At 50.4% G+C, this 24,054-nt stretch carries 26 protein-coding genes; 10 read left to right on the forward strand and 16 right to left on the reverse strand.

The window, feature by feature from the left end; all coding sequences use genetic code 11:
- Positions 1-106 precede the first annotated feature (106 nt).
- The 3 genes from PsWM33_RS24200 to PsWM33_RS24210 form a co-directional block, all read right to left on the reverse strand.
- On the reverse strand, positions 107-1,438 hold the full coding sequence (locus PsWM33_RS24200; RefSeq protein ID WP_082827137.1) for a DNA-packaging protein: 1,332 nt from the start codon (positions 1,436-1,438) through the stop codon (positions 107-109).
- Positions 1,371-1,883, reverse strand: a complete 513-nt coding sequence (locus PsWM33_RS24205; RefSeq protein WP_063301924.1) for a hypothetical protein — start codon at positions 1,881-1,883, stop codon at positions 1,371-1,373. The genes PsWM33_RS24200 and PsWM33_RS24205 overlap by 68 nt, the downstream gene beginning before the upstream one ends.
- A 457-nt stretch (positions 1,884-2,340) precedes the next feature.
- Positions 2,341-2,835: a YcgN family cysteine cluster protein gene (locus PsWM33_RS24210; RefSeq protein ID WP_208980731.1), complete on the reverse strand. Its 495-nt coding sequence runs from the start codon at positions 2,833-2,835 to the stop codon at positions 2,341-2,343.
- 112 nt (positions 2,836-2,947) lie between these two features.
- Here PsWM33_RS24210 and PsWM33_RS24215 point away from each other — a divergent pair, with 112 nt between their 5' ends.
- Genes PsWM33_RS24215 through PsWM33_RS24225 form a run of 3 tightly spaced genes read left to right on the forward strand, consistent with a single transcriptional unit; the run spans position 2,948 to position 6,470 of the window.
- Positions 2,948-5,185, forward strand: a complete 2,238-nt coding sequence (locus tag PsWM33_RS24215) for a transglycosylase domain-containing protein (RefSeq protein ID WP_063301925.1) — start codon at positions 2,948-2,950, stop codon at positions 5,183-5,185.
- The gene (locus PsWM33_RS24220) at positions 5,182-5,883 is read left to right on the forward strand and encodes a DUF1214 domain-containing protein (protein WP_063297276.1); all 702 of its coding nucleotides are present in this window, start codon (positions 5,182-5,184) and stop codon (positions 5,881-5,883) included. Before PsWM33_RS24215 ends, PsWM33_RS24220 begins: the two co-directional genes overlap by 4 nt.
- A complete protein-coding gene (locus tag PsWM33_RS24225; RefSeq protein ID WP_063301926.1) occupies positions 5,880-6,470 on the forward strand; it encodes a DUF1254 domain-containing protein in 591 nt (196 codons plus the stop codon). Before PsWM33_RS24220 ends, PsWM33_RS24225 begins: the two co-directional genes overlap by 4 nt.
- A 13-nt stretch (positions 6,471-6,483) precedes the next feature.
- Here PsWM33_RS24225 and PsWM33_RS24230 read toward each other — a convergent pair whose 3' ends face one another.
- On the reverse strand, positions 6,484-7,326 hold the full coding sequence (locus PsWM33_RS24230) for a hypothetical protein (protein WP_063297274.1): 843 nt from the start codon (positions 7,324-7,326) through the stop codon (positions 6,484-6,486).
- Positions 7,327-7,970: 644 nt separating this feature from the next.
- Between PsWM33_RS24230 and PsWM33_RS24235 the strand changes: the two genes are divergently transcribed.
- Positions 7,971-8,627 carry a hypothetical protein gene (locus tag PsWM33_RS24235; protein ID WP_208994728.1) on the forward strand — a complete coding sequence of 219 codons (657 nt, stop codon included), beginning with the start codon at positions 7,971-7,973 and terminating at the stop codon, positions 8,625-8,627.
- Here the strand turns inward: PsWM33_RS24235 and PsWM33_RS24240 are convergent.
- Together PsWM33_RS24240 and PsWM33_RS24245 are read right to left on the reverse strand one after the other, a co-directional pair.
- Entirely contained in the window at positions 8,601-8,987 is a 387-nt protein-coding gene (locus tag PsWM33_RS24240; protein WP_063293245.1) for a DUF1491 family protein, read from the reverse strand. The two genes, PsWM33_RS24235 and PsWM33_RS24240, sit on opposite strands and share 27 nt — an antisense overlap.
- Before the next feature lie 33 nt (positions 8,988-9,020).
- Positions 9,021-9,899, reverse strand: coding sequence for a peptidoglycan-binding domain-containing protein (locus PsWM33_RS24245; RefSeq protein ID WP_063301927.1), 879 nt, complete (start codon positions 9,897-9,899; stop codon positions 9,021-9,023).
- Positions 9,900-10,427: 528 nt separating this feature from the next.
- Here PsWM33_RS24245 and PsWM33_RS24250 point away from each other — a divergent pair.
- Both PsWM33_RS24250 and PsWM33_RS24255 read left to right on the forward strand, forming a co-directional pair.
- Positions 10,428-11,012: a DUF5330 domain-containing protein gene (locus PsWM33_RS24250; protein ID WP_063296272.1), complete on the forward strand. Its 585-nt coding sequence runs from the start codon at positions 10,428-10,430 to the stop codon at positions 11,010-11,012.
- A 146-nt stretch (positions 11,013-11,158) separates the two neighbouring features.
- Positions 11,159-11,590, forward strand: coding sequence for a SufE family protein (locus PsWM33_RS24255; protein WP_063296271.1), 432 nt, complete (start codon positions 11,159-11,161; stop codon positions 11,588-11,590).
- Here PsWM33_RS24255 and PsWM33_RS24260 read toward each other — a convergent pair.
- The 10 genes from PsWM33_RS24260 to PsWM33_RS24305 all read right to left on the reverse strand — a co-directional run bounded on the left by PsWM33_RS24260 (position 11,553) and on the right by PsWM33_RS24305 (position 19,981).
- The gene (locus PsWM33_RS24260) at positions 11,553-12,299 is read right to left on the reverse strand and encodes a DUF6456 domain-containing protein (RefSeq protein WP_063301928.1); all 747 of its coding nucleotides are present in this window, start codon (positions 12,297-12,299) and stop codon (positions 11,553-11,555) included. The genes PsWM33_RS24255 and PsWM33_RS24260 overlap by 38 nt on opposite strands.
- Positions 12,283-12,693 (reverse strand): helix-turn-helix domain-containing protein, encoded by a 411-nt coding sequence (locus tag PsWM33_RS24265; protein ID WP_063301929.1) that lies wholly within the window; start codon positions 12,691-12,693, stop codon positions 12,283-12,285. Before PsWM33_RS24265 ends, PsWM33_RS24260 begins: the two co-directional genes overlap by 17 nt.
- A gap of 490 nt (positions 12,694-13,183) precedes the next feature.
- Positions 13,184-13,600, reverse strand: a complete 417-nt coding sequence (locus tag PsWM33_RS24270) for a MucR family transcriptional regulator (protein ID WP_008549808.1) — start codon at positions 13,598-13,600, stop codon at positions 13,184-13,186.
- 463 nt (positions 13,601-14,063) lie between these two features.
- The gene (gene mnhG, locus PsWM33_RS24275; protein ID WP_063301930.1) at positions 14,064-14,426 is read right to left on the reverse strand and encodes a monovalent cation/H(+) antiporter subunit G; all 363 of its coding nucleotides are present in this window, start codon (positions 14,424-14,426) and stop codon (positions 14,064-14,066) included.
- The gene (locus PsWM33_RS24280) at positions 14,423-14,776 is read right to left on the reverse strand and encodes a cation:proton antiporter (protein ID WP_063301931.1); all 354 of its coding nucleotides are present in this window, start codon (positions 14,774-14,776) and stop codon (positions 14,423-14,425) included. Before PsWM33_RS24280 ends, mnhG begins: the two co-directional genes overlap by 4 nt.
- On the reverse strand, positions 14,773-15,252 hold the full coding sequence (locus tag PsWM33_RS24285) for a Na+/H+ antiporter subunit E (protein WP_082827139.1): 480 nt from the start codon (positions 15,250-15,252) through the stop codon (positions 14,773-14,775). Before PsWM33_RS24285 ends, PsWM33_RS24280 begins: the two co-directional genes overlap by 4 nt.
- A complete protein-coding gene (locus PsWM33_RS24290) occupies positions 15,249-16,835 on the reverse strand; it encodes a Na+/H+ antiporter subunit D (protein WP_063296267.1) in 1,587 nt (528 codons plus the stop codon). The genes PsWM33_RS24285 and PsWM33_RS24290 overlap by 4 nt, the downstream gene beginning before the upstream one ends.
- A gap of 4 nt (positions 16,836-16,839) precedes the next feature.
- Entirely contained in the window at positions 16,840-17,217 is a 378-nt protein-coding gene (locus tag PsWM33_RS24295) for a Na+/H+ antiporter subunit C (RefSeq protein ID WP_063296266.1), read from the reverse strand.
- Positions 17,217-17,633, reverse strand: coding sequence for a Na+/H+ antiporter subunit B (locus PsWM33_RS24300; RefSeq protein ID WP_063301932.1), 417 nt, complete (start codon positions 17,631-17,633; stop codon positions 17,217-17,219). The genes PsWM33_RS24295 and PsWM33_RS24300 overlap by 1 nt, the downstream gene beginning before the upstream one ends.
- Positions 17,633-19,981: a putative monovalent cation/H+ antiporter subunit A gene (locus tag PsWM33_RS24305; protein WP_063301933.1), complete on the reverse strand. Its 2,349-nt coding sequence runs from the start codon at positions 19,979-19,981 to the stop codon at positions 17,633-17,635. The genes PsWM33_RS24300 and PsWM33_RS24305 overlap by 1 nt, the downstream gene beginning before the upstream one ends.
- Before the next feature lie 258 nt (positions 19,982-20,239).
- On the opposite strand from PsWM33_RS24305, the gene msrB reads away from it, so the two are divergent.
- The 4 genes from msrB to PsWM33_RS24330 all read left to right on the forward strand — a co-directional run bounded on the left by msrB (position 20,240) and on the right by PsWM33_RS24330 (position 24,053).
- Complete coding sequence (gene msrB / locus PsWM33_RS24310; protein WP_063293251.1) at positions 20,240-20,647, forward strand: peptide-methionine (R)-S-oxide reductase MsrB; 408 nt, start codon at positions 20,240-20,242, stop codon at positions 20,645-20,647.
- 295 nt (positions 20,648-20,942) lie between these two features.
- On the forward strand, positions 20,943-23,036 hold the full coding sequence (locus PsWM33_RS24320) for a S9 family peptidase (protein ID WP_063301935.1): 2,094 nt from the start codon (positions 20,943-20,945) through the stop codon (positions 23,034-23,036).
- A gap of 218 nt (positions 23,037-23,254) precedes the next feature.
- On the forward strand, positions 23,255-23,620 hold the full coding sequence (locus PsWM33_RS28185; protein ID WP_208980729.1) for a hypothetical protein: 366 nt from the start codon (positions 23,255-23,257) through the stop codon (positions 23,618-23,620).
- Between the two features lie 49 nt (positions 23,621-23,669).
- Positions 23,670-24,053: a hypothetical protein gene (locus PsWM33_RS24330; RefSeq protein WP_063301936.1), complete on the forward strand. Its 384-nt coding sequence runs from the start codon at positions 23,670-23,672 to the stop codon at positions 24,051-24,053.
- Position 24,054: the final 1 nt, after the last annotated feature.

The raw sequence follows: 24,054 nt of genomic DNA on the forward strand, positions 1-24,054 counted from the left end.
GTATCCTTATCCGAAAACCGGTTCCCACTCTTCGGCGATACACGGAGGGCTAATCCTCACAAACAGAATCAAGTTTGCGAGCTAACCCTTCAAATTATTGATGTTTTTAAAGTTTGCGCAGGCGTGGTTTGCCTGCCGGGCGGCGGTTGAGTTCTGTTATGGCCCAGACCAGTGCATCCAGCCGATCTGGTGACCTTCCGTTGCTCAGGCCACCAACCCCAAAGTCGGAGAGTTCATCTTCCAGCTCAGGAAAGACACCGCAATGATGAACACGCCCTTGCTCGTACAGCAGGGCGACTGGCTCTGCTCTGCGGCGCTTGCTTTTGGTTGCGTGGACGGACCTTACCGGCACGCTGGCATCGACACTTTCAATGACCTCACGCACCATCTCACCGCCTTGATTGACCTCTGCCAATAAGCAATCCGCCTCCAGCTCATGATAGAGTTTGATGGCTTGCTCAGCCCATGCAGCGGGGCGCAGGCCCTGGGCGGTTCTGTCTCGCAAGACATGCAGGTCACCTGCCTCTGTGATACCTGCTGCAACGATGCCACAGGAATCTGCAGTCCGGCCCGATGTGGCCGGCGGGTCCACGGCAACAACAATGCGCTTCAGTTCGGGAGCATCCCGCACCCGGCCCATCTCGAACCATTTGCGGGCGAACAAAGCGTCGTCCCGGTCTTCAATCAGTTCGCCGTCCAGCTCCTGCCTACCGAGCCGTGTGCCGCCATAACGCTCTGTCATTTGTTGCAGAAAAACCTCTGCCAGAAAGGCGGCATTCGCTTTCGTGCCAGCCTTGGTCACTACGGTGCCTTTGTCTTGCAGCAGCAGCTTTAACAGCGGCGTGGATTTGGGCGTTGTGGTCACCAGCTGCTGTGGTTGCACACCAAGACGCAGACCAAACTGTAGCATGTCGAAGGTATCTGTTGCGTTGCTCCACTTACCTGCCTCATCACACCAGGCGGCATCAAACTGGGGGCCGCGCAGAGCCTCAGGGTCTTCTGAAGAAAAGGCCCGAGCGACCGCTCCGTTCGCCCATTCCAAACGGCGGCGTGATGGGTTCCACTGAGGCTTGTGACCTGCCGGGTGGACGGTGAGCAGACCAGAAATGCCCTCGATCATGACCTCCCGCACATCCGCATAGGTTTGCCCGACGAGCGCAATATTGCCAGCCGCCGGACCAGCCCATGCTTCTCCTGCAACCTTGCCCCTGACCCATTCTGCCCCTGCTCTGGTTTTGCCTGCACCGCGTCCGCCCATAAGCAGCCATGTGGTCCAACTGCCCTCAGGTGGGCGTTGATGGGCGTGTGCGAACACCTGCCAGTTATATTGAAGATAACTCAGTTCATGTGCATTCAAGGAGGCGACAAAGTCATGAAGTTTGCCCTGCGCTACACAAGCTTTCAATGCGCTGCGAAAGCTGTTGTCGCATCTGGTCATCACTCACCTCTTCTGTGTTGTCCTCACCGTGTGCTTGCTGCAGGTCGATCAACATATCCAGCGTCTTGGCGAGGCTGGTGATGGCTTTTGCCGTGGCATCCATCTCACCCGCTGCTGATTGCGGATCACCGCTTAGCTTTTTCAGTTTGGCTTCCAGTGTGCTGACCTGCTTTTCGAAGGCAGCATAGAGACGAGCGATCAGGCGCTTGCGCTCCTCTGGCTGAGAGCTGGCAAGCTCCTGCGCCAGTTCCCACTTCCGCAGCCATCCTTCCCGTTTGATCTTGGTGGTGATAGTGCTGCTCGGCAGGCCTGTTTTGCGGGCAATATCCGCAATTGAGATGGCTTCTTCTTCCACCATGCGGCGAACAACCTGCCAGACCTCTAATGGCACACGCAGTCGTATCGCCTGGTCGCCCTCCAGTTGAGGCTCCTGTTCCTCTGCCATATCCCCTCCCGTCGCTAAAATTGATTGCGTATCTTGATCCGAAAACCGGTGCCTACTTTTCGGCGATACGCTTTAGGCACAAAAAAAGCCGCCCATTGAAACAAGGAGCAGCTGGTAAATTCTCTAAAATGTAGTGCAGATAGAAAGAGCTGAATTGCCTCTGCAGGCACCGTCACACTTTCTCTAGCATGCCCAAACCCTATCAAAACAGCGGTGCGCTGTCAAGATTATATTCCTAGGTCAAGTCACCCAAAGAGGCATGGACACTTATCCCCGTTTCACGTTAGGATTGAAACTCGTTCAACTTTAAATAAAGAAAGCTGTAAGGCTTTGATGAGACATTCAAAAAAGCGCAGGCCCTGAGGCACTGCACTGGCTTTACAATTGCTTTGAATTTTGACTTATACCCGCTTCTCACCTGTGGAGAAGTAATTGAAAATAAACATATTTTGCAGGATCAGTCTTTGGTGTATTCCTCATCCGGCCAGTCGACGAGATAGTTTTCGAACTCTTCTGGCTCCATTCCATCTTCGCTGATGGTTTTGTCTTGGACTGAGATTCCGGCGTCATGCACGCTCTGCGGATCTTTTGAAACAAGCGGATGCCACCAGTACAGATCCCTGCCCTCACGGATTAGACGATACGCACATGTTGGCGGTAACCATTTCAAAGTTCTTACAGTTTCCGGCGAAAGCTGTACGCAATCGGGCACTGTGTCGAAGCGCTGTTCATAGTTTTTGCACCTACATGTGGTTCCATCCAGCAGAGTGCACGCGACGTTTGTCCAGTAGATTGCGCCTGTGTCCCAATCTTCAAGTTTGTTCAGGCAGCAGCGTCCACATCCATCACAGAGTGACTCCCATTCTTCATGGGTCATCTCATCTAGGGTTTTGGTCTGCCAGAAAGGGCGGTGACTCTCAGAGTTTACGGATACCATTTTTGTCGTTCTCATTGCAAAATTCCGATGGGAATATCGCGAGGATGTCGCTTAGCTAGTTCTTCGGTTTGGTTCATTGTCCCCCTTTGCGCATTCAGGGGTGTGACCGGTACTACGGGTAATCAGTTTGGAAGAGAACTCTGATAACAGCGAAAAGCAGAATGTCACGAAAAATTCTGCTGATAATGAGAGAAAAAAGGGTAAGGAGCGATCTTTTACCCTTCATGATCTATCTCAGCGGATGCTTGCAACCGATGCATGGCTGGATTCTGCGCTTTGGCATACCTCCCAGTTTCTTGGGGTCTTCTTTCGTGAGTACTCGGCCTTCATGCGTCGCTTCTCGCTGCGCGGCCCCTCCAGGTTCATTGCAGGGCTTGCTTCTGAAGGGCTGACCTATTGCGCGTTCGGCTTCCTGATTGTGCTGACCTTCGCGCAGCCGGCCTTTAAAGCAACGGAACGCTCTGACTGGAAAACCACCTCTGACTTTTCTGTCAGCTTTTTTGACCGGTTCGGGAACCCGATCGGCAAACGCGGCATTTTGCTGAACGACAAAATTCCATTGGATGAAATTCCTGATCACGTGATTCAGGCCACCCTTGCTACCGAAGACAGACGGTTTTTTGATCACTTGGGAATTGACTTTGTTGGTACCTTCCGCGCCATGGTTGCCAACATAAAAGCACGTTCTGTTGTGCAGGGTGGCTCGTCGATTACACAGCAGCTCGCAAAAAACCTGTTCCTTTCAAACGAACGCACATTACAACGCAAAATCAAAGAGGCCTATCTCGCCTTATGGCTCGAGATGAACCTGACGAAGCGAGAAATTCTCAAATTATACCTCGATCGCGCCTATATGGGCGGCGGGACATTTGGCGTCGCCGCCGCTTCAGAATTTTACTTCGGCAAAGACGTACGCGAAATTTCACTGGCAGAAGCTGCAATGTTAGCAGGGCTTTATAAGGCCCCTTCCAAGTATGCCCCGCATAAAAACCTGCCCTCGGCCCGTGCCCGCGCCAATGAGGTGCTGACGAATATCGTGCAAGCTGGCTTCATGACTGAGGGACAAGTTATTGGCGCCCGGCGTAATCCGGCCGAGGCGATTGACCGGAGCAAAAGCCAGGCTCCAGATCACTTCCTCGACTGGGCGTTTGAACAGGTGAAAGACCTTGCTGAACAGTACCCAGAGCTCAGTAATGACAGGGTTATCTCCGTTCGCACCACGCTTGATCCGGGCCTGCAACGGGAAGCTACCAACCAAATCGAAAGCACACTACGCCAATACGGCAAACGTTACGGCGTTGAAGAAGCGGCTATGACAGTTATCACCACAGAGGGCGCGGTGCGCTCTATGGTTGGTGGGCGCGATTATGATGAAAGCCAGTTCAACAGAGCAACGGATGCACTTCGCCAGCCGGGTTCCTCGTTCAAACCGTTTGTATATATGACAGCCTTCTTGAATGGATATGAAAGCGAGAGTGTTGTCCCCGATCGTCCGATCAACATCGGCGGCTGGAGCCCACGCAATTATACCCGCCGCTATGCAGGTGCCGTGACGCTTAAGACGGCTTTGACCAAGTCGATCAATACGATTCCCGTTCGTCTGGCACAGGCCATCGGACGCGATAAGATTGCAACCACAGCCTATATGATGGGCATCAACAGCGAGCTGCGTATTACGCGTGCTATGCCGCTTGGCGTCTCTGAAGTTACGGTTCTTGATATGACAAGTTCCTACGCGGCCTTCGCAGCTGGCGGGAAGAAGGTTGACCCCTACGCCATACTAGAGCTGCGTAATTCAAAAGGTGAGTTGCTTTACAACCATGATCGTGACGCTGGCCCTTCTCTGCGGATTCTACCGTTTGATAAGGTCTCGATGATGAATGATATCCTGGTGAACGTGGTGGAACGTGGCACTGGCCGACGTGCTCGGTTGGAGGGGATTACTGCGGCCGGTAAGACTGGCACGACACAGGCTTATCGCGATGCCTGGTTCATTGGCTACACGGGCAACCTTGCAGCTGCGGTCTGGTACGGAAACGACGACTTCTCCTCTTCGCGCCGCATGACCGGGGGTAGTTTACCTGCGATGACCTGGGGCAACTTTATGAAATATGCGCACCAGGGGTTGGAGCTGAAAGCTATGCCCGGTGTGGAGCCGCCTGAAGGTAAGGATGTTATTGCCGCGAATGGTCTCAGTGATGTTGAGGTGACTGGTCCACCTGAACTGCTCAACAGAACATCGCAGCAAGTTTTGGAAGCGCTTGGGAAGCGGCTGCGTGCGCTTCCATTCAACAGTACTTCTCAGTCAAACGTGCAGGCCCAACTGGGCTCTGACGCACAGGCGGATGTGACGTATACCCGATGACCCACACCCCTCACATGCCTTTGGTGGCGGTTCGCGAACCAGAAACCACTCAGATTTTTGATGGAGAAACCTCCTGGCAAAAGCCTTGGCCTCATATTTCGCCATTGCTTTTCAAAGCGCCGTTTTTCTCGTTCGGACCGTTCTTATTCTCCATCATGATTGCTTTGATCGTGGGGATAGGCAGTGCTTATCTGTCGCTGAACAGAGGCTCTCCGTTCAGCGCATTGGAAAGCGGTGTGTGGGTTGCGCACCCGCATGCAGGGACGATCGACAGTGACCCTTACAGTACAGCGATCTTTGCACGAACCGGGCGCGTGCCGCTTGGAAGCGGTGAAGGCATTGCGTTTTACGCTGCCTTTGATGACAGCGGACGGGCGCTAGACCCCCAGTGCAATTACCGAATTGCCGGTAAGGTGCCATCTACCCGGCTTTGGACCATTACGGCTTTGAACAACGCCCTGGAGCTGCTTGCGACTGATGCTGGACGCGCCTCCTTGCATAGCCATGGGCTTTTGACGGATCACACAGGCGCGTTTGCAATTCAGGTTTCTCCTGAAGCCCGGCCCGGGAACTGGTTGCCAACCGGGGGGAGTAACGGGCTGGTGTTTGCCATGCGTCTTTACGATATCCCCTACACCACGGGTGCCGGTTTGAGTGCCCCTGTGATGCCTGCTGTTGAATTGGTGAGCTGCAAATGAATGATCTCCTCAAAAAACTGCAGGACATTTACATTTCCCCCCGCTGGATTTTATGGGGCGTCGGCGGATTGCTCGTCGCGGGGATAATTCATGTGGCCATTGTTTTGAGCATTCCCGCTTATGTTCCACATTCCCCCTATGAACGCGTTGGCGGCTTTGGTGCGGATCGCAGTTTTCAGATGTTGCCACCGATCCTGCCACGCAGTGAGCCTCTGCCGGATCTCGACCCATCTATGCGCCATGCGATCTGCCGTTATTCCCTAGAGAACGGCCCATTGATTGTAAGCGCTTTTGCTCCATCTCCGTTCTGGTCGCTTGGCCTGTTCAATGAAAAGGGACAGGTGACTTACAGTCTCAATGATAAGACGTCTGAGGGCGAAACTGTGCGCATGCTGGTACTGACACCGCAGCAGCTTTCGATCCTGCGCGAGAACCCGCCAGAAGACCTGGAAGAAATGATTGTGGTTGAGACGAATGAGCTGAGGGGGTTTGCGCTGTTCCGTGCCTTTGCGCCGTCTAACGCGTATCTGCCACAGATCTCCGCAGCGCTGCGATCCGCAACTTGCTCTGATCTACCAAAGATTTAGAGCACCTCCCCGGCTATTTTTGCGGGACAGCGCTCTCCAAACCCCATCCGGTAAAGATGCGGGACGGTTTTTCGACCTGTTCTGCCTGACGCTTGACCTCGGCATAGCATTGGGAGGGCAATTCTTCGTAGGTGCGGCGCAGCTGCTCATAACCTTTGCTCGCGTCCCAGATTTGCTGGGCAGACGGAGTTTCCACTTCGAGCGCATTGATGGCGATCTGATAGGCCTGCAGGCGGCGACCTGTGGCGCGGAGCACCCAGTCTACGAAGGACTTATTCTCGCGCACTCTCGCCTTTACTCCCGTTGCGAACTGAGGGCTCACCTGAGTTTGGCGGCTCAGTGCCTCCAGACGCTCATGATCACTCACCAGAACCTGACGGGCAATTTTACAAAACGGCAGGAGGAGCTTTTGATCGGACCTCATGTCATCAATCAGACGGGTATAACGCGTTTCGCTGGAGCGGTACTTATCCGAGCGCAGATAAACGTAATAGTTTGATGGATTGATCGCAGCGTATGGATCTTTCAAAAAACCCTGACGTTCCAACTGAGCCTTGTTGGCTCCGATCCAATCCTCAGAGGCCGGAGGAACAACCAGCGTCCATCCGCGATCACGCAGTTCATTTTCCTGATCTGTCAAATTGAGGTTGGAAACGTCTTGCTTCTGGGAATAGCGGTAGAGCATACCCAGATCTTCTGCGACGCGGTCATGAAGGAAATTTGGCTTTGCTCGGCCAAAATCTCCAGTAGGTTTGGCGCAGGCAGACAACAGCAGGCTGGTTGAAGACACAAGTAGGAGACAAGTTGCAAAGGCCCGACCTTTGCTGATCAACTCTGTTTTCCCGAACTCGCCCATGACTCACAATCCCACTGCTTGCAGCAATGGAGATACAGGCAAAGAACGTAGGAAGCTAGTCCCTCTCGTATTCCGAGTGCTCTTCTACAACGCGAATAACACCAATTCTACAGCGGCAGGCTAATCCCGACGGCATTTTGTAGACACCCGGGAATATATGGATCTGGGCTGATGAAACCTGGCGGTCAAAGCCTCTGCGTATCTGTAAAGGTTGCCTGCGCGAACGCTCAGTCACGAGATCATGAAGTGTACCCATCGTTTATCCTCTGGCACATTTACCGGTCAATTTCGTGGTTCTTCCAAGTCTCAGTTAAGCGGAGTTTCAGTTAATGAGCTGTAAAGCATTTGCTCCTAAATTTAGCTAGTAATTCTATTCGATGTCATATGTGTCGCTGTGTATTTCTAGCGATTGCGAAAAACATCGAGAAATCATTGTTTTTCGTATACAGGTTCATTCACTCATGGAAGACAGGTCTCAACTCTTAATCGCAGCAACAGAGGCTTTTGCTCAAACCAGCCATTCTCATGCAAGCTCTCATATGTATGAGGAGTTAGCGCTGCAGCACCTGTCATCAGCCACTGCGGCAAGTCGACTGAAGGTAGCACATCTGTTGTGCCCGATCTCTCATGCTCCGGAGGCCGTGATGAAAGCTCTTGCAATTGACCATGACCAGATGATTGGAGAATACGTTGCTCTCAATTCCAGGAGTACCGTTGCCCCTTCACATCCAGCTATTTACTCTGATGAGCTTGTTGAAGATCTGCTTAGTCTCTTCCTGGAGAGCGCACCGATATCATCATACAAAGACCTTTCGGCAAGCTTGAAAGATGCTTCTGCTTCAGATGACGCGGTTGACACACTGACGGAGAATGAGGCGCAGGAACTAACACTTAGGGGGCTAAAATTTGGCCACACCAGTATGGTTGGCCAGCTGGCGCACGCCTGCCGCATGACTCCAGACCAGATCCATCAATGCTGTACGCATTCTTCCCCAGACGGGTTCATTGTCATACTCGTTGGTCTTGGGTTCTCTTCCCGTCTTGTCGATCAGCTGCTCGTACGATTTTGGGGCACACTCATTGAGACGGATCGCATGAGAGACCTGCAAAAGTCTGCTGCTGGCGTTAGCAAGAAGATTGCGCGACAGTTGCTCTGCAGCTGGAGTGGAGAGCCTTCCCAGCCTCGCTATCACACGATTTTTGAGGCAACCGAGACAGTTGCGCGGGAATTTAAAGCCCAGAGCACGTCTTTAACGCGGCCCTCGCACTACCATTCAGAACTTGCGACCCTTAAAGCCTGAGAATAAATCTTCAGGCCCCGGCTCTTTTGGCAGTGACAGGAAGCTTCTGGCCTCCTTATCTTCAACTTCGACAACCCAGAAGTCAGGGTCCATGCGTTCTTCGCGTGTGAGTTTGGCTTCAATTTCCTCTCGTGAAGTCTTTTCCATCAAACATTCAAACTCGCGATCAAGTGGCTTTTCCTCTTCAAAGAAAGACTGTGGCGCAGGACCGTAAAAGTCGTAGGTCGTGTCCAACCGATCAACAATGATGAAGATGGCCCCTGCTTCCAGCGCGCCTTTGCGGCGTATGCCTGCGAAAGCACCTTCCCCGAAGCACCGGCGTGTGTAAGCAGCGACCCAAAATTCAGAGGTTACTCGCATCAAGTTGTCTTTCTTATAGAATTGGTCGCGCTATCAGATCCGTGTGCCACTGACTGTAGCAAGCTTAGAGAAGAGAGCTTCGCTCATTTGCCCGTCTATCTGCAAAGCATTATCGCGTTGGAATGCGGCAATTGCAGAAGCGGTCTGTCCGCCCGGAATACCATCAATTGTAAGCGGGCCGTACCCCAGATCCGCTAGTGTTTTTTGCAGGCGCTTGATGCGCTCAGTCATTGCATCCGTTTGACCGGAGACTTGTGTCAGATTGGAGCCACTTTGCATCAATGCTTCAATTTCCTCAGGACTTGCCCGAGGAATAGGAATCTCAGCTCCTTCAGCAGACGCAGTGTTTGGAGACGGCGTAAACGCGGCAAAGTCCATTGTAAGCCGTGCAAGCAGCGCTTCGGTCACCTGCCCGTTTTCATTCATTGCGCGTTGTCTTTGATAAGCGCGGACTGCCCGTTCTGTCGCGGGACCGAACTGGCCATCCAGGCTGCCTGGATACACCCCTAAACGGCGCAGTTCCTTTTGCACTTCAGAGACTAACTCTTGCTGCCTCAATCTCTGAGTTGCTCTTACAAGTTCTGAGCTATCTAACTGGCTTTGAGAAACCCGAGTGGCGATCATTGGAGAGGGATGCTTGGCATCTTGCAAAAAGGCAGCGTTCACCGCGATCAGCGATGCCATGCCAACGAATCCTAACAGCACCAGTGTGGAGAGCTTATTCATGCCTGGAGACTTTTTGGAGGCAGCGTTAGCAACAGCAGCATGATCGACTTCGCCATTTTCATAGAAAACACCGTCTTCGTCATAGTCCACATGCATTTGGTAATCACCATCAGGCTGCGTTTGTGCAGACCCCCTACGGGCTCCACCTTTGCTCGCTTTTTTGCCGTTTGGCTTTCGCCCCACCATCAAGTACTACCTCTTTCAACGCAATTTGTGTGTTACCCGAGTACTAAGTCACTACCAGTTTTAACTGATGTCTTCCTGAGAGGTTAGAGATATCGCCCTCACCTCAGCAAGTCCACTTTGAATAGCTCTCTGCCCACTGAGAACCACCATAAAACCTTGGGTTAAATTGGGCTATACTCCGGTTTTCCAGTCCTCCTGTTTCTATCAAGTTTTGCTTAAAAAAACTCTTATGTGCACTTCTGAGTTTTAATTGTGAGCCCCATCTGGTGGTTTTTCAGTTCAATAAGATACCGCTGGGATACTTTTTCTACACCTTTTATTAATCATAGATACGCTTCGCCAGATTTTCGAAAGACGAAAAATAACCATAAATTTCAGTAGTTTACAAATTTACATAAAGTTTGATTCAATTTTATTGAGAACAATATATGATATATTTGAGAGTAAACCCTATAGTTTCAACAAGTTAAACGACTATCTAAAAGTTGTCGGCCTATTCGGCACACTTGAAACCCACGGGCGAAGCCAATGTTCTTTTTGCTTAGAACCACATTTTGGATCGGACTTGTACTGCTTCTGCTTCCAATTGGAACTGGCAGCGATGAGGACGCACCATCTATTGGCATCGTTCAGGTTTACCTTGCAGCACAATCCACCGTGAAGGACCTTGGCGGCTTTTGTGATCGTAATCCCAATGCTTGCGAGATGGGCGGTTCAGTCATCACTCTCGTCGGTTTAAAGGCAAAAGAAGCTGCTCGCTTGACTTACAATTACCTCAGCGACAGTGAGGCAGAAGACCTGCAACACACAAAGTTTGCTGCTCTGCCTTCAGCCCAGGATGCTATCGAAGCTATCCCGTTTGATGAAGTTGCGGCAGGCCAGCTGCTGCCGAGCCTTACAAGCCCATCAGACGAGCCTGCACATTCCGGTACACTTAGTTCAGCTGATCGGGACATTCCATGGCAACTCAATCAAGGCCAGCAACAGAACAGCTCTGCGCAAGCAGATCCATCTGAACAAGGTCTGTTTGCTGAAGTTCAGCCAATCTATGCAACTCCGGTTGCTGCTGTGCCGTTGCCGCGTCCTAATCCGCTTTATTACGGTCGGAATTAAGACCAATCTCCATAATACTGAGCCTTTTATGGCCTATACTCTAGCTTGGAGTGTGGGCCGTTTTATATTTTGAATCCAATCGTATTGCCCCTGACCGAATGGCGCGGTAGAAACGCCTGCAAAACCCTGAGTGAAAGAATAGTATTATGACCACTGCGATCGCTGATATTCTGGAAGGCTTTGAATTCCTCGAAGACTGGGAAGACCGCTATCGCTATGTCATCGAGCTGGGCCGCGAACTTGAACCCCTAACAGATGATGAACGCAGTGAGGAAAACCGCGTTCATGGCTGTGTTTCTCAGGTCTGGCTTTCGAAGAACATTCAGGAAGATACCGATAAAGGCCCGATCCTATTCTATAAGGGCGACAGCGATGCCCACATTGTTCGCGGTCTTGTTGCTATCGTTCTTGCGCAATACTCCGGTGTTTCTGCAAAGGAAATTCTTGCAACGGACATCGAAAGCATATTTGGCAAGATTGGCCTCAAAGAACATCTGACGCCTCAGCGTTCCAATGGGCTGAGTTCCATGGTTCAGCGTATCAAGGATGATGCGTCTGCAGCTCTAACTCTGAATTAGACGCTGCCCAGCTCGCCATCTGAGCATTTTTTGGACCGACAGCACGATTACGAGACGAACCGTAATGTGTCGCAAGTCGGTCTAGTGCCAACCCCAGAACAATCTTGGCCGTTCGTTGCGGCCACTGGCGCTCGCTCTCTACCTGTTTCAGAGATTTCAAGAAACAGCATACATCCATGAGAACGCCGGAGAGTTCCGGTCCGACAGTTGAGAGAGCTCTTTGAAGGCGATCTCTGGCATCGTAAACGCTGTCGGATACGTCACCTACCTTAGTACTCGATCTTGACGATCGCTCACTGCGCCAGTTCGATCTAACGGTTCCCCAAAGTAGCGCGTAGGTGAAGTCTTCTCTTAATCGCTCACCTGCTTCAAATTGCAGTTCGGAGATGTAACCTCTCCCTGTTTTGTCTTTTCTACTCTTTAGCCAGGCGAGCGGGCTTTCTGAGTTGATGGTGTTGATCTGAGATTGCTCCGTTTTGGATTGAGTTTCCAATCCTCCTTGGCTCAATTTTCGCCGTAACCAGCTTTTGCCTTCTTTGGTCAACTGGTAGCCCTCCGTGTAGGAAGCAACTAGCGACAGGGCTATTGCACGCGATAAGACAGCTTTAACATCCCCCTCAGGTTCCGCATGTTTCTTTGCAACTGCGAGCCCTTTACAGAACTTGATGAGTTGCATTTCAGATACCGTATCCTCAGGCTGTGTAGGCATCAGATTGCCCTCCTGAGCTCAGAGAAGAATGCATGCGGGCACTGGCAACAGACGCCGACAGCTGGCCCTCTATCTCAGAGAGGACGGCATCAAATCTTGGGTCTTCTCTTAGATCTTCAACAACCTTGCAGGCATGAGCTGCAGTTGTCCTGTCACGACCAAAGACTGCACCTGCTTGGGACAGGGTCATACCCATTGAGACGTGAAGAATATACATTGAGACTTGTCGTGCTTGCGCGGCCTTTGCATAGCCACGAGAAGCAGAGTGAAGCTCCTCAGGCTTCAAACCAAACGCAAGTGCGACATGACCTGTGGCCATCCAGTCCACTGCTGACAGAGGCTTTTGCGACAGTCCAGAATGAACCGAAGACTCCGAACACGGACTCTTGGACATCTTATTTTTCTCCCCCTCAGAAATTCTTGGCATTTAATTACTCCAATGAACTGATTGGTTATCGTCAAAGAACAATTGATTGTTGCCCTAGCGATACTCGGGGGGGATAAGATTGGAACCTCGCGGCCTCAAAACATAAATTTTTCTAAACGACCGGCAGAATTAGCCGATTCTCAAGTGCCGTTTTGGTTTCTCGAAGGCTCTCCGTAAAACCTTATCGAATTACATTTTTGAATTAACTTATGAAACTTGCAGGCGTTTTGAGATCACAACTTAGGAAAGCACAAGAAAATTAGAACTTAAGCTCTAGTGTCAGATGAGCTAGTTTTACCTTTACGGAAGCTGAAACAAGGCGTGCCATGTCACTATGCACAGCACGTGCACCCTTAAGGGAAATTCATCAATAATGGGGGAGTAAGAAATAGCAGAAGGGGAATAAAAAAAACCAGCCCCGAATGAGGCTGGTTTTCTGTCAGGATATATCCTGAAATTACTTAGCGCGTTTACGCTGCTGGCCGAGACCCATTTTCTTAGCAAGCTCAGAACGAGCTGCCGCGTAATGAGGAGCAACCATTGGGTAGTCTGAAGGCAGACCCCATTTTTCACGATATTCTTCAGGTGTCATATCGTAATGCGTGCGTAGGTGACGCTTCAGGGACTTAAACTTCTTACCATCTTCAAGACAGATGATGTAATCGTTCGTGACAGACTTCTTAACTGGCACAGCTGGCTTGAGCGGCTCAGGCTCTGGCTCAGAAAGATCACCGCTGGTTTTCTGCAAAGCGACGTAAACGTCGTTGATCAGCACAGGCAAATCGGCAGAGGCCACAGTGTTATTACCAACATAGGCTGACACGATATCAGCAGTCAGTTCCATCAAATTGTTATCTGCAGGGATCTCGCTCATCTCTAACCTGTCATCTTGTGGATCTAAATTTCGTAGGTATGCTTGTATATTACAGGACTAATACTTCAATCCGAAGATTAAACGTTAGATCCGTACTTATCTCAGCTAAGCTTCGACTCTAAACAAGCAAAAACCATAGGGGGCTTTTATAGAGACAGGAAATAAGGATAACAAGTTAAATTCGGCATGAAAAAGCAGATTTACTATGGTTTTTTGTGCATTGTGATTTAGAAGGACCTTACAGACTTCCAACAAACTTGAGAAATCATAGAAGTAAACTAGATAAACTGCTTGCCGTAATGTACAGGCAAAAGAATGTGACTGTACTGCGTAATCGGCTGTTGGCAAGGCGATGCCGGTGAAACTCGCGTTTCTAGTCAATCGCCTTACCAAAGGGCATTGTCGATTATTTCTGGTGCTCTGACTGCACTAAAGTCCAAAAATCTTAGCTAAAGTCGACATATTATTGCGGAGCTTCAGGCTCTACAGACTTTTTCGTTACACTCAGCTCATCCAACTTGGTTTCCTTACAGGGTTTATAACCCACCACATAGGCAGCTCGTGCGATGAGATGAGCAGAAACCGGAGCCGTCAACAGAAAGAAGCAGACGGTCGCGACAGCCCGCATGAAATCATCCCACTGTTGTGAGTAGAGACCAAGTGCCAGCACCATCAGGCCGGACCCTAAGGTGCCAGCCTTCGACGCCGCGTGCATGCGTGTATAGACATCTGGTAGACGGTTGATGCCGAGCGCCGCACCGGCTGCAAAGATTGCTCCAATAATGAGCATTATTCCGGTCAGGATGGAGATAACTGCTGACATCATTTCTGCTCCTCCTGTTTTTCGGAATCTTGGATTTCCTGCATAATAATAAAGTCTTTCGCCTGTCCTCGGTTCAAGATGAAGCGTGCGAAGGCAACGGTTGCCAGAAAGCCGACAAGTCCGAGTGCAAGCGAGATATCGATGTAGAGCGTGTATGATGACCCAACACCTACCGTGGCGATCAGACCGATAGCGACAACTACCAATAGATCCAGTCCAACAATACGGTCAGGCAAAGTTGGGCCTTTGATAATACGATAGACAATCAGCAAGAATGTCAGGCCGAGAATAAAGAGTGCAATACTCACACAGGCATACAGGAAATCTGCTGCAAAAGCCTCAAATCCGTTCATCGAAACGCCTCCAAGATCTGACGTTCAAAACCATTCTTGATGCCATCAATTGTTTCTTCTGGGTCTGGTACATTGAGGCAATGCACAAACAAGACCTTTCGATCTTCTGATACATCGACCGATAGCGTTCCCGGCGTCAGTGTGACCATGTTTGCCAGCAATGTGATCTCAAAGTCTTCACTGACTGAGAGCGGCACTGCGATAATGCCCGGATGAAGCTTGATCTTCGGTTTGATGACAATCATCAGCACACGCCATGAGGACAGAACCAACTCTTTGAAGAAACTGCCTGCAAGAATGAGGACCTTCCCTCCGCGTTGAAAGTAATCCCGAAATGCGATTTGCTCCCGGATCAGGAACAGCGCGATGCTGGACAAGATAAAGCCAAAAATCAGATTGAGCGGTGTGAATGAGCCGGTGACCGCCCCCCATGCTGCCGCAAGCAGCAAGTTCATGAGAAAGACCATATTGTTCATCGGATACCTCCAAACACGGAACCGATATAGGCTGTCGGATCAATCAGCGTTTTTGCTCCATTTTCAGTTATGGACATCATGGTTTCCGGTAAGATTCCAATTACGAAGATCAGTGCCGTCAGTATGATGAGCGGTAGCCAGATACTCCACGAAATGTCAGCTGCATCGGAGCTTCTGGCAATGGGAAGAGCTTGAATGCCATCTACCGTGTGTTCGTTGCCACCTCGCCAGAATGCGAAGATCCAGAGACGTCCTACAGCGATGGTCGTAAACAGTCCTGAGACCAAAATACCTGCTGCAACCCAGCCACGACCAGCTTCTAACGCACCTGCTACGAGGAGCAATTTAGCCCAAAAACCAGAAAAAGGTGGCAAGCCTGCCACTGCAAGCAAGAGGATCAAGCCAATTCCGGCCCCCAAAGGCGTGCGGATATAGAGACCACCAATTTCGCGTAAGGAAAATGTGCCGCTCATCTGGAACATAAAGGCGACCAGAAGGTAAAGCGCAGTCATAATGAGAACGGAGTGCATGGAGTAGAAGATTGCGCCAGATACAGCAACTTCATTGCCAACCGCGATACCTGCCATCATGGCACCGATACCTGCGATAACGAGATAAGCCATCAGGCGTCGGATATCTGTTTGAGCCAGCGCACCAAGCGAGCCGGTCAGCATCGTTGCGATTGCGACTATTCCGATTAGTGAGGCGAGCCAGTCACGACCTTCAGGCATCAGCAGAAGCATCACTCTGAGCAGCGCATAAACACCGACTTTGGTGAGCAAACCTGCAAAGATTGCGGCCACTACCAAGCGTGGCGTGTGATAAGAAGCCGGAAGCCAGAAGTTGACCGGGAATGCCGCTGCTTTCATAGCAAATGCGAGGAAGTAAAGGGTCGCTAAGCCAAGCATTGGACCCGAATTATCAAAGGCTTTCAGCTTGCCAGCGATATCCGCCATGTTCAGCGTACCAACCAGCCCGTAAAGCAAGCCAGTTGCTGCAAGGAACAGCGTTGTCGCAATCAGGTTCAGCACTGCATATTTTACGGCACCATCGATCTGCACCTTTTCATTTCCGAGGATCTGCATACCGAAGGATGAGATCAACAGGACTTCAAACCAAACATAAAGGTTGAAGATGTCACCCGTTAGAAATGATCCAGTGACACCGCAGAGCAGCATCAGAAGAAATGGATAAAAACCGTAACGCCGTTCGTTTTCGGCAATTGAGTTCATTGCGAAGACGGCAACACACATGGTTGCTACAGAGGCTGTCAGCGCCAGCAACGCGCCAAGTGGGTCAGCCGTAAAAGCGATACCGAATGGCGGGAGCCAACTGCCCATCACCATTGTCACGACACCGTTGGTGAGGACGTGGTTAAGCAAGCCAATGTTTGAAAGGATCACCAATGCGATTGTTGTGATCGCGATCCAAGGCTGAGTCGCCGACTTCTTGCGGAAAATAATTGAAATTGCACCGCCTGCCATAGTGAGCAGGACAGGAGCAACCAAAAGCCAGTCTGCAAGAGGCACGGCTTCCGTCACCATTGCCGCTGTAATATCAACTGTAGTCTTCGTTGCAGCCATCTACTTAGTACCCCAGCGGCGGTTCAGAATGTTCTTTAGGTTCTGCGACGCGCATATCAAGCAAGTCATCCGTTCCCAGTTCCTGATAGGCCCGGTAGCCAAGGACCAGGAAGAATGCCAGGAAGGAGAACGAGATCACAATTGCGGTCAGCACCAATGCCTGAGGCAGAGGGTTCGCTGTTGCTTCTACTGGGAGATAGCTCTTAAGCGGAATGATTGGCGGTACATCACGTGTGAGACGTCCTGCTGTGAAGATCAAGAGGTTCACGGCATTCCCAAGAATGGCAATGCCCAACAGGATCCGCACGAGTTTGCGAGATAGTAGCAGATAAATGGAACCAGCAAAAAGGATCCCGACCAGAACAGAGAAAAGCGTTTCCATTAGTCTGCCCTTTCTTCCAGAGAAAGAGCGATCGACGAAATCGCCCCAACCACCACCAGATACACTCCGATGTCGAAAAACAGCGGTGTTGATAGATCAATCACAGTGCCCAAGAACGGGAGAGCAAGCCACTGGCTTGTCATTGCCGGTTGACCTAAGAACAGGCTCGGCAACACAGACACCACCGCCAGGAGCAAACCTGATGCAGCAATGGACATGGGATGAAATTTCATTGCCCGGCGAACTGCTGAGACACCGCAAGCAATGCCATAAATTGCAAAGGCGGAGACAGCAATAAGCCCCCCGATGAAGCCTCCACCTGGTTCATTATGCCCACGGAGCAAAACGAAGACGGAAAAGAGCATCATCAGGGCAGAGAGATACGGAGCGACCGTTCTGAATATAAGCGTATTCATTAGCGATTTTTCTCCGAGTTCGAGTTTCCGTTTGATTTAGGTCGCACTCGGATAAGTGCAAGGACCGCCAGACCAGTTACCATCACAACGGAGATTTCTCCGATGGTATCAAAGCCACGGAAATCAACGAGAATAACATTCACGATGTTCCGGCCATGTGCGATCGTCCGACTGTACTGTGTGAAGAACTCAGAGAGTGTTGGGTCAAAAGGCAGCTGAACAATAGACATGAGCAACATGCTGATACCGGCACCGCAAAGCACTGACAGACTGATGTCAAAAGCCTTGCCACGTGACGACCGGGCATCGGTTGGCTTCAGGTTCAGGCGGGTCATTACCAATGCGAGGATCACAACCGAAAGGGTTTCGACCATAAACTGCGTGAAAGCCAGGTCCGGAGCACCAAAGAGCAGGTAGATCAATGCCACTGCAAAACCTTGAATACCAAGCAGGACAATCGCAGTTACTCGATAGCGTGCTGTCAGCACGGCATAAACGCCAATCACAGCAATGGCAGCGATAAACCACTCATAGGCGTAGAAGCTACCTATACCTTGCAGCTTTGGCCAATTGCCAGTGATAATCATTGGCACAAATAGTACGAGTGCAATGACAGTGAACGTGGCACGCATATAAGTGACCATACTGCCAGTCTGAACAGTTTGGGTCAGTGTGGTGGCAAAGCGAATGATGATTTCCAGGACCTGGTCGAAACCTTTATCCGGTCCCCACCCAATGGCGCGCAGAGCATCGGCAACAATCACACGGAGCTTATCCATGTACATGAAGATGATAATACCAAGGGCAATTGTCGCCAAAGACAAATAAAGCGCTGGTGACAGGTATGTCGGGAACAGATGCAACTCTTCATCAAACGGTGTGCCGAGAATTGCAGAGGTCATTGGTGACAAGAGCTGATGACCAACTGATGCGATGAATGCGCCTGCAGCCAAACCCAGAACCGCGAGTGTGATTGATCCTGCAATGAGTAAGACTGTTCCTTCATGAGCAACTTTTGGTGTTTTCACCTTGGCACCGAAGAACGGTTTGATGGCAACGGTTGCAGCCAGAGCAAACATCATGGCGTTGCCTAATACGGCGAAGCCGGTCCAAAGTCCGCCATTCACTGCGTGCCATGTTCCATCATAAAGAACTTCTTTTGCAACAAAGCCGACAAGGGGTGGTAAACCCGCCATTGATAGAGCTGAGAGGACTGCAGCCGTGCCGGTGATCGGCATAAGTGAGAACAAGCCCCCTACCCTGTGCAGATCGCGTGTGCCTGATTCATGGTCGACGGTTCCGACCACCATAAACAAAGAGCCCTTAAAGAGAGAGTGCGCGAACAGGTATATAACAGCGCCTTGAATAGCGATCGGATCTGATGTGCCCGTCAACATCACAAGCAGCCCAAGAGATGCAACTGTTGTGTACGCCAGAACGAGTTTGAGGTCCGTCTGCCGAATGCCAAGGATGGTGCCGACAAGCAGCGTGATGCCACCGAAGATCGGAAGCACAGTCATCCAGAGTTCAGTATCTCCCAGAACTGGATGCATACGCATGAGCAGATAAACACCAGCTTTCACCATAGTCGCAGAGTGCAAATACGCAGACACCGGTGTCGGTGCTTCCATGGCGTTTGGAAGCCAGAAATGGAATGGGAACTGAGCAGATTTTGTGAAGGCGCCAAGTACGACAAGAATGAAGATCGCGGTGTAATACGGGCTTTCGCGCAAAACGTCGCCAGAATTGAGTAGCTCACTCAACTCGAAACTGCCGCCTTGGTATCCAGCTAAGATCAGACCAGCCATGAGCGCCAGACCACCGCCGCCAGTCACAACAAGCGCCTGCACAGCAGAGCGGCGCGAGGCACGGCGCAGGTGGTCAAACCCGATCAACAGGAAGGACGTGATGGACGTCAACTCCCAATAGACGAAGAGCGTGATGACGTTGTCAGCAACAACAACGCCCAACATGGCTCCCATAAACAGGAACAGGTAGGACAGAAACTGTCCAAGATTCTCATGGCCCTTCAGGTATCCACCTGCATAGAGCGTAATGAGCGTACCAATTCCCGAAATCAAAAGCGCAAATAAGACAGACAGGCCATCCAGATAAATCGAGAAATTTACGTTGAAGGTGGGAACCCACTCCAAGCTCGCCTTGAATGTTTGCCCCTCGGCAATACCTGGCACAAAGTAGAGAAACTGTAAGAACGCCAATGCAGGAATAACAGCGAGAAGCCATGCAGCATTGTGTTTCAGAGTCTTTGCCAGAAAGGGACTAAGCGCAGCGGCAACAAACGGGCCTAATAACGCCCAGAACGTTGCCTCGACACCGAATAAAGGCATGTAGCACTCCGTAAATTTATTAGTGTGGTTAACCTATAAGACCGAGTCGAATTTGCCAAACACGCTCCCCCGACCACTCCAAAGACATAATCTGCCCACCCATGCAGGGCAAGTTCATTACATTCTAGTTTTGTCAGGTTCCAATAAACTTTAACCTCACCTAATTGTAACTTGCCTTATAGGCATTGGCTGTTTGTTTATGTCTTGGTAAACTTAACATGGCCCTACCATTGAGCCCGGTGAATAAGGATTTCTATCATGTTTAACAAAAAATCACCTAAGGACATGACCGAGTCGGAATGGCGGGAACAACTGACCCCTGAGCAATATCGTATCCTTAGGGAAAAAGGTACCGAACGGGCCTTTACAGGCCCTTATTGGAATACCTTTGAAACAGGCACCTACAGCTGCACAGCATGTGGCTCTAAGCTATTCAAATCAGACACAAAATTTGATGCAGGCTGTGGCTGGCCAAGTTTCTTTGAGGCGGTCTCTCCCGATGCTGTGACAGAACATAAAGACGCTACGCTTGGCATGGTGCGCACAGAGATTTGCTGTGCAAGTTGTGGAGGACATCTCGGACACGTTTTCCCTGACGGCCCACCACCAACAGGACTTCGCTACTGCATGAATGGTACTTCGATGACATTCACACCTGACACGTAGTTTTGATCAAATCCAAGATAGGTGTTATCGCGAGGCAAAAGAGCGACGTTTTGAAGCTGTGGAAGAACAACTCTAATTACATTGAAATAATATTATCTGCTCTCTTCGAAAGACATATGAGCATGAAAATTATCGGTGTAAAAAGCTTCAGGTTCAAATTTATACCTTCGATTCAGCGCATATCTTCTCAGGGATAAGTTTTAATCGGGAACTGGCTTTATGCTCGTTCCCGATTAAAATGCTGAAGAATAGAATTCAGATTTCAAAATCATAAGCGTAAACTCAGTCAGGTATAATGAAAAAGTCAGTTCCACCAAGCGCGCAGATGCGCACTCATGAAACCAGCCATCATGGTTTTACTCGCAACGAGCCTTATGCCTGGCTGCGCGCAGATAATTGGCAGGAGGTAATGCGAGACCCCACTCTGCTTGATCCTGAGATCCGTGCCTATCTTGAAGCAGAAAATGCCTACACCGAAAGCGAGATGGAAGACACTGAAGAGCTGCAAAAAGCACTTTTTGCAGAGCTAAAGGGTCGTATCAAAGAAGACGACAGTTCAGTTCCTTCTCCTGATGGTGAGTACGCCTATGCGACCAAGTTTGTTGAAGGTGGCCAACACCCCAAATTTGTGCGCAGCAAGCGTGATGGAAGCGACCCCATAGTTCTTGTCGATGGAGACCTTGAAGCTGATGGCAAAGCATACTTCAAATTTGGCGGTGCATCTCACAGCGATGACCATAGGTATCTGGCCTGGGCTTATGATGACAAAGGCTCCGAGTACTACACACTGAAAGTGCGCGACACGACGACAGGACAGGATCTGGAAGACACCATACCAGACACTGGTGCAGGCGGTGTTTGGTCTACGGACGGTCAGTATCTGTTTTATGTTCAGGTAGACGCAAACCATCGCCCTTCCAAGCTCTTCCGCCACAAGCTCGGTACAGCACCATCTGAAGATGTTCTTGTTTATGAAGAACAAGATACAAGCTTCTTTGTTGGGCTTGGCAGAACACAATCCGGACGCTTCATTTGTGTTGGTTCAGGCGACCATGAAACCACCGAGGTTTGGCTTATTCCAGCAGATGAACCTTTGGCAGCCCCTACGTTGGTTGCCAAGCGTGAGACTGGCGTGGAGTATTCCGTCGAAGATAATGGTGACCGCCTGCTGATCTTGACCAACGCTGGTGAGGCTGAAGATTTCAAGATTGTCAGCGTGCCGCTCGTCGCCCAGCTTGCTCTTCCGGGTAAGTCACACTGGGTTGATCTGATTGCTCATAAGCCTGGCCGTCTGATCCTATCGCACGATGTTTACAAGGATTATATGGTGTGGCTTGAGCGCGTTGATGGCTTGCCGCGGATTGTCGTCCATCGTTTCATCGATGGTATTTCACACAGCATTGAATTTGATGAAGAGGCCTATAGCCTCGGTATAGCCGCAGGGTTTGAGTATAACACCACAACCATACGGTTCACGTATTCTTCCATGACAACACTAAGCGAGGTTTATGATTATGACCTTGCTACGCGCGATAGAGTGCTGCGCAAGCGGCAGGAAGTGCCATCTGGTCACGATGCTTCTGAGTACATTACGCGCCGCCTGATGGCTCCTTCACATGATGGTACACTGGTTCCGGTTTCTCTGCTCTATAAACGCTCGACAGTTCTGGATGGAAGTGCTCCTTGCCTGCTTTACGGTTATGGGTCCTATGGCCTCTCAATTCCTGCCAGCTTCTCCACCAATGCCCTGTCGCTTGTTGATCGCGGATTTGTTTATGCGATTGCGCACATTCGTGGTGGCAAAGACAAAGGCTATGCCTGGTACAAGAACGGGCGTCGTGAATTCAAGAAGAACACCTTTTATGACTTCATCGCAGCCTCGAAGTTCCTAGCTAGCGAAGGCTTCACCGCTCATGACAGGATCGTTGCGCACGGCGGCTCTGCCGGTGGCATGCTGATGGGTGCATGTGCAAACATGGCACCTGAGGCTTTTGCTGCAATGATTGCTGAAGTACCATTTGTGGACGTGCTAACCACCATGCTCGACGATACGTTGCCGCTGACACCGATTGAATGGCCGGAATGGGGTGATCCGATCCGCGATAAGAGCGCATATGGATATATCGCCTCCTATTCTCCCATCGACAATGTGGAAGCGAAAGACTATCCAGCGATCTTCGCACTTGGCGGCCTGACTGATCCGCGCGTTACCTATTGGGAGCCAGCTAAGTGGGTTGCAACACTGCGTGAGAAGAAGGCTAATGATAGTCTGGTGATGCTGCGCACCAACATGGATGCCGGCCACGGTGGCGCATCCGGTCGTTTCGATCGCCTGAAAGAGGTCGCCTTGGTCTATGCCTTTGCCTTAAAGCAGACCGGCAAGGCCTAATCTAACTTCACCAAGTGATGTAAAAAGGCGCCTCAAACGGGCGCCTTTTTTAATTAATATAGCTGCAAGTTTGCCTTAACCTTATTCTCAGTTCAAAAACTCCGTTAAGAATACTGGAACCAACATAGGACTAAGATTATTTGGTCGAATGAGGAGCTTTAACTCCTCTTGGCGCTCAATGTTAAAGACATAAACAACAAAAAAGTCTGGAACATCCTGTGCGTGCCATTCTGGTTATCTTGCTTCTTATCCTTATGCTTCCTGCGTCTACAGTCGCTCAGGTCAACAATAAGCTTTATCCGTTCAATCATCTGATCCCGAATGACTTGCGGTCGGCGCCGCGGATCTATGGGTCACAGTATGATTGTCGGATCAGGGTGAAAGAGGATGGGGCGGAGAATGTTTATCAGGCGTTTGTGACCGGGTATTTCAGCGATCCCAGCCGCAATATCTCCAGCGTTGCCTGTTTTCGGACAATGAAGAAGTGTCAGGCTTATCTGAATTTCATGCGTGGGTATTTGGAGCTTACGCGCAGTGCCAGTTGCCAGCATGGGTATTACAAAGGACTTTTTGGCTGGTTTTAAAATACACTTTTGACAGAAGAGGCCGATAAGGCCCGAAAGCGTTGATTAAATGAAGACAATTGCCCCACTCTCCTGCTTTGCAGCGGCGTCTCTGTTTCTGGTCAGCTGCAGTCAACCACCAAGCACCAATTATCTGGAACGACAACTGATACCTCGTACAGGGCCAATCATGCCGCGCGTGAAAGGCACTCAGTATGATTGTTCCATTGCGACTGCTGAACATGGCGCGTCCAATATCTGGCAAGCAAATGTTGGTGGGCGCGTTTTGAGTGATAATCAGCCCTATAACGTCTCAACCGAGGCTTGCTTCACAACTCAGAGTGAGTGCGAAGCATTCCTCTATCTGATGAACGGGGTCTTAGACCAGATCATCACTTCCCGTTGCCAGCTTGGATATGAAAAAGGCTTCTTCGCCAAACTGTTCGGATCTTGAA

It is taken from the genome of Pseudovibrio sp. WM33, from assembly GCF_001623165.1.
Taxonomy (GTDB): domain Bacteria; phylum Pseudomonadota; class Alphaproteobacteria; order Rhizobiales; family Stappiaceae; genus Pseudovibrio.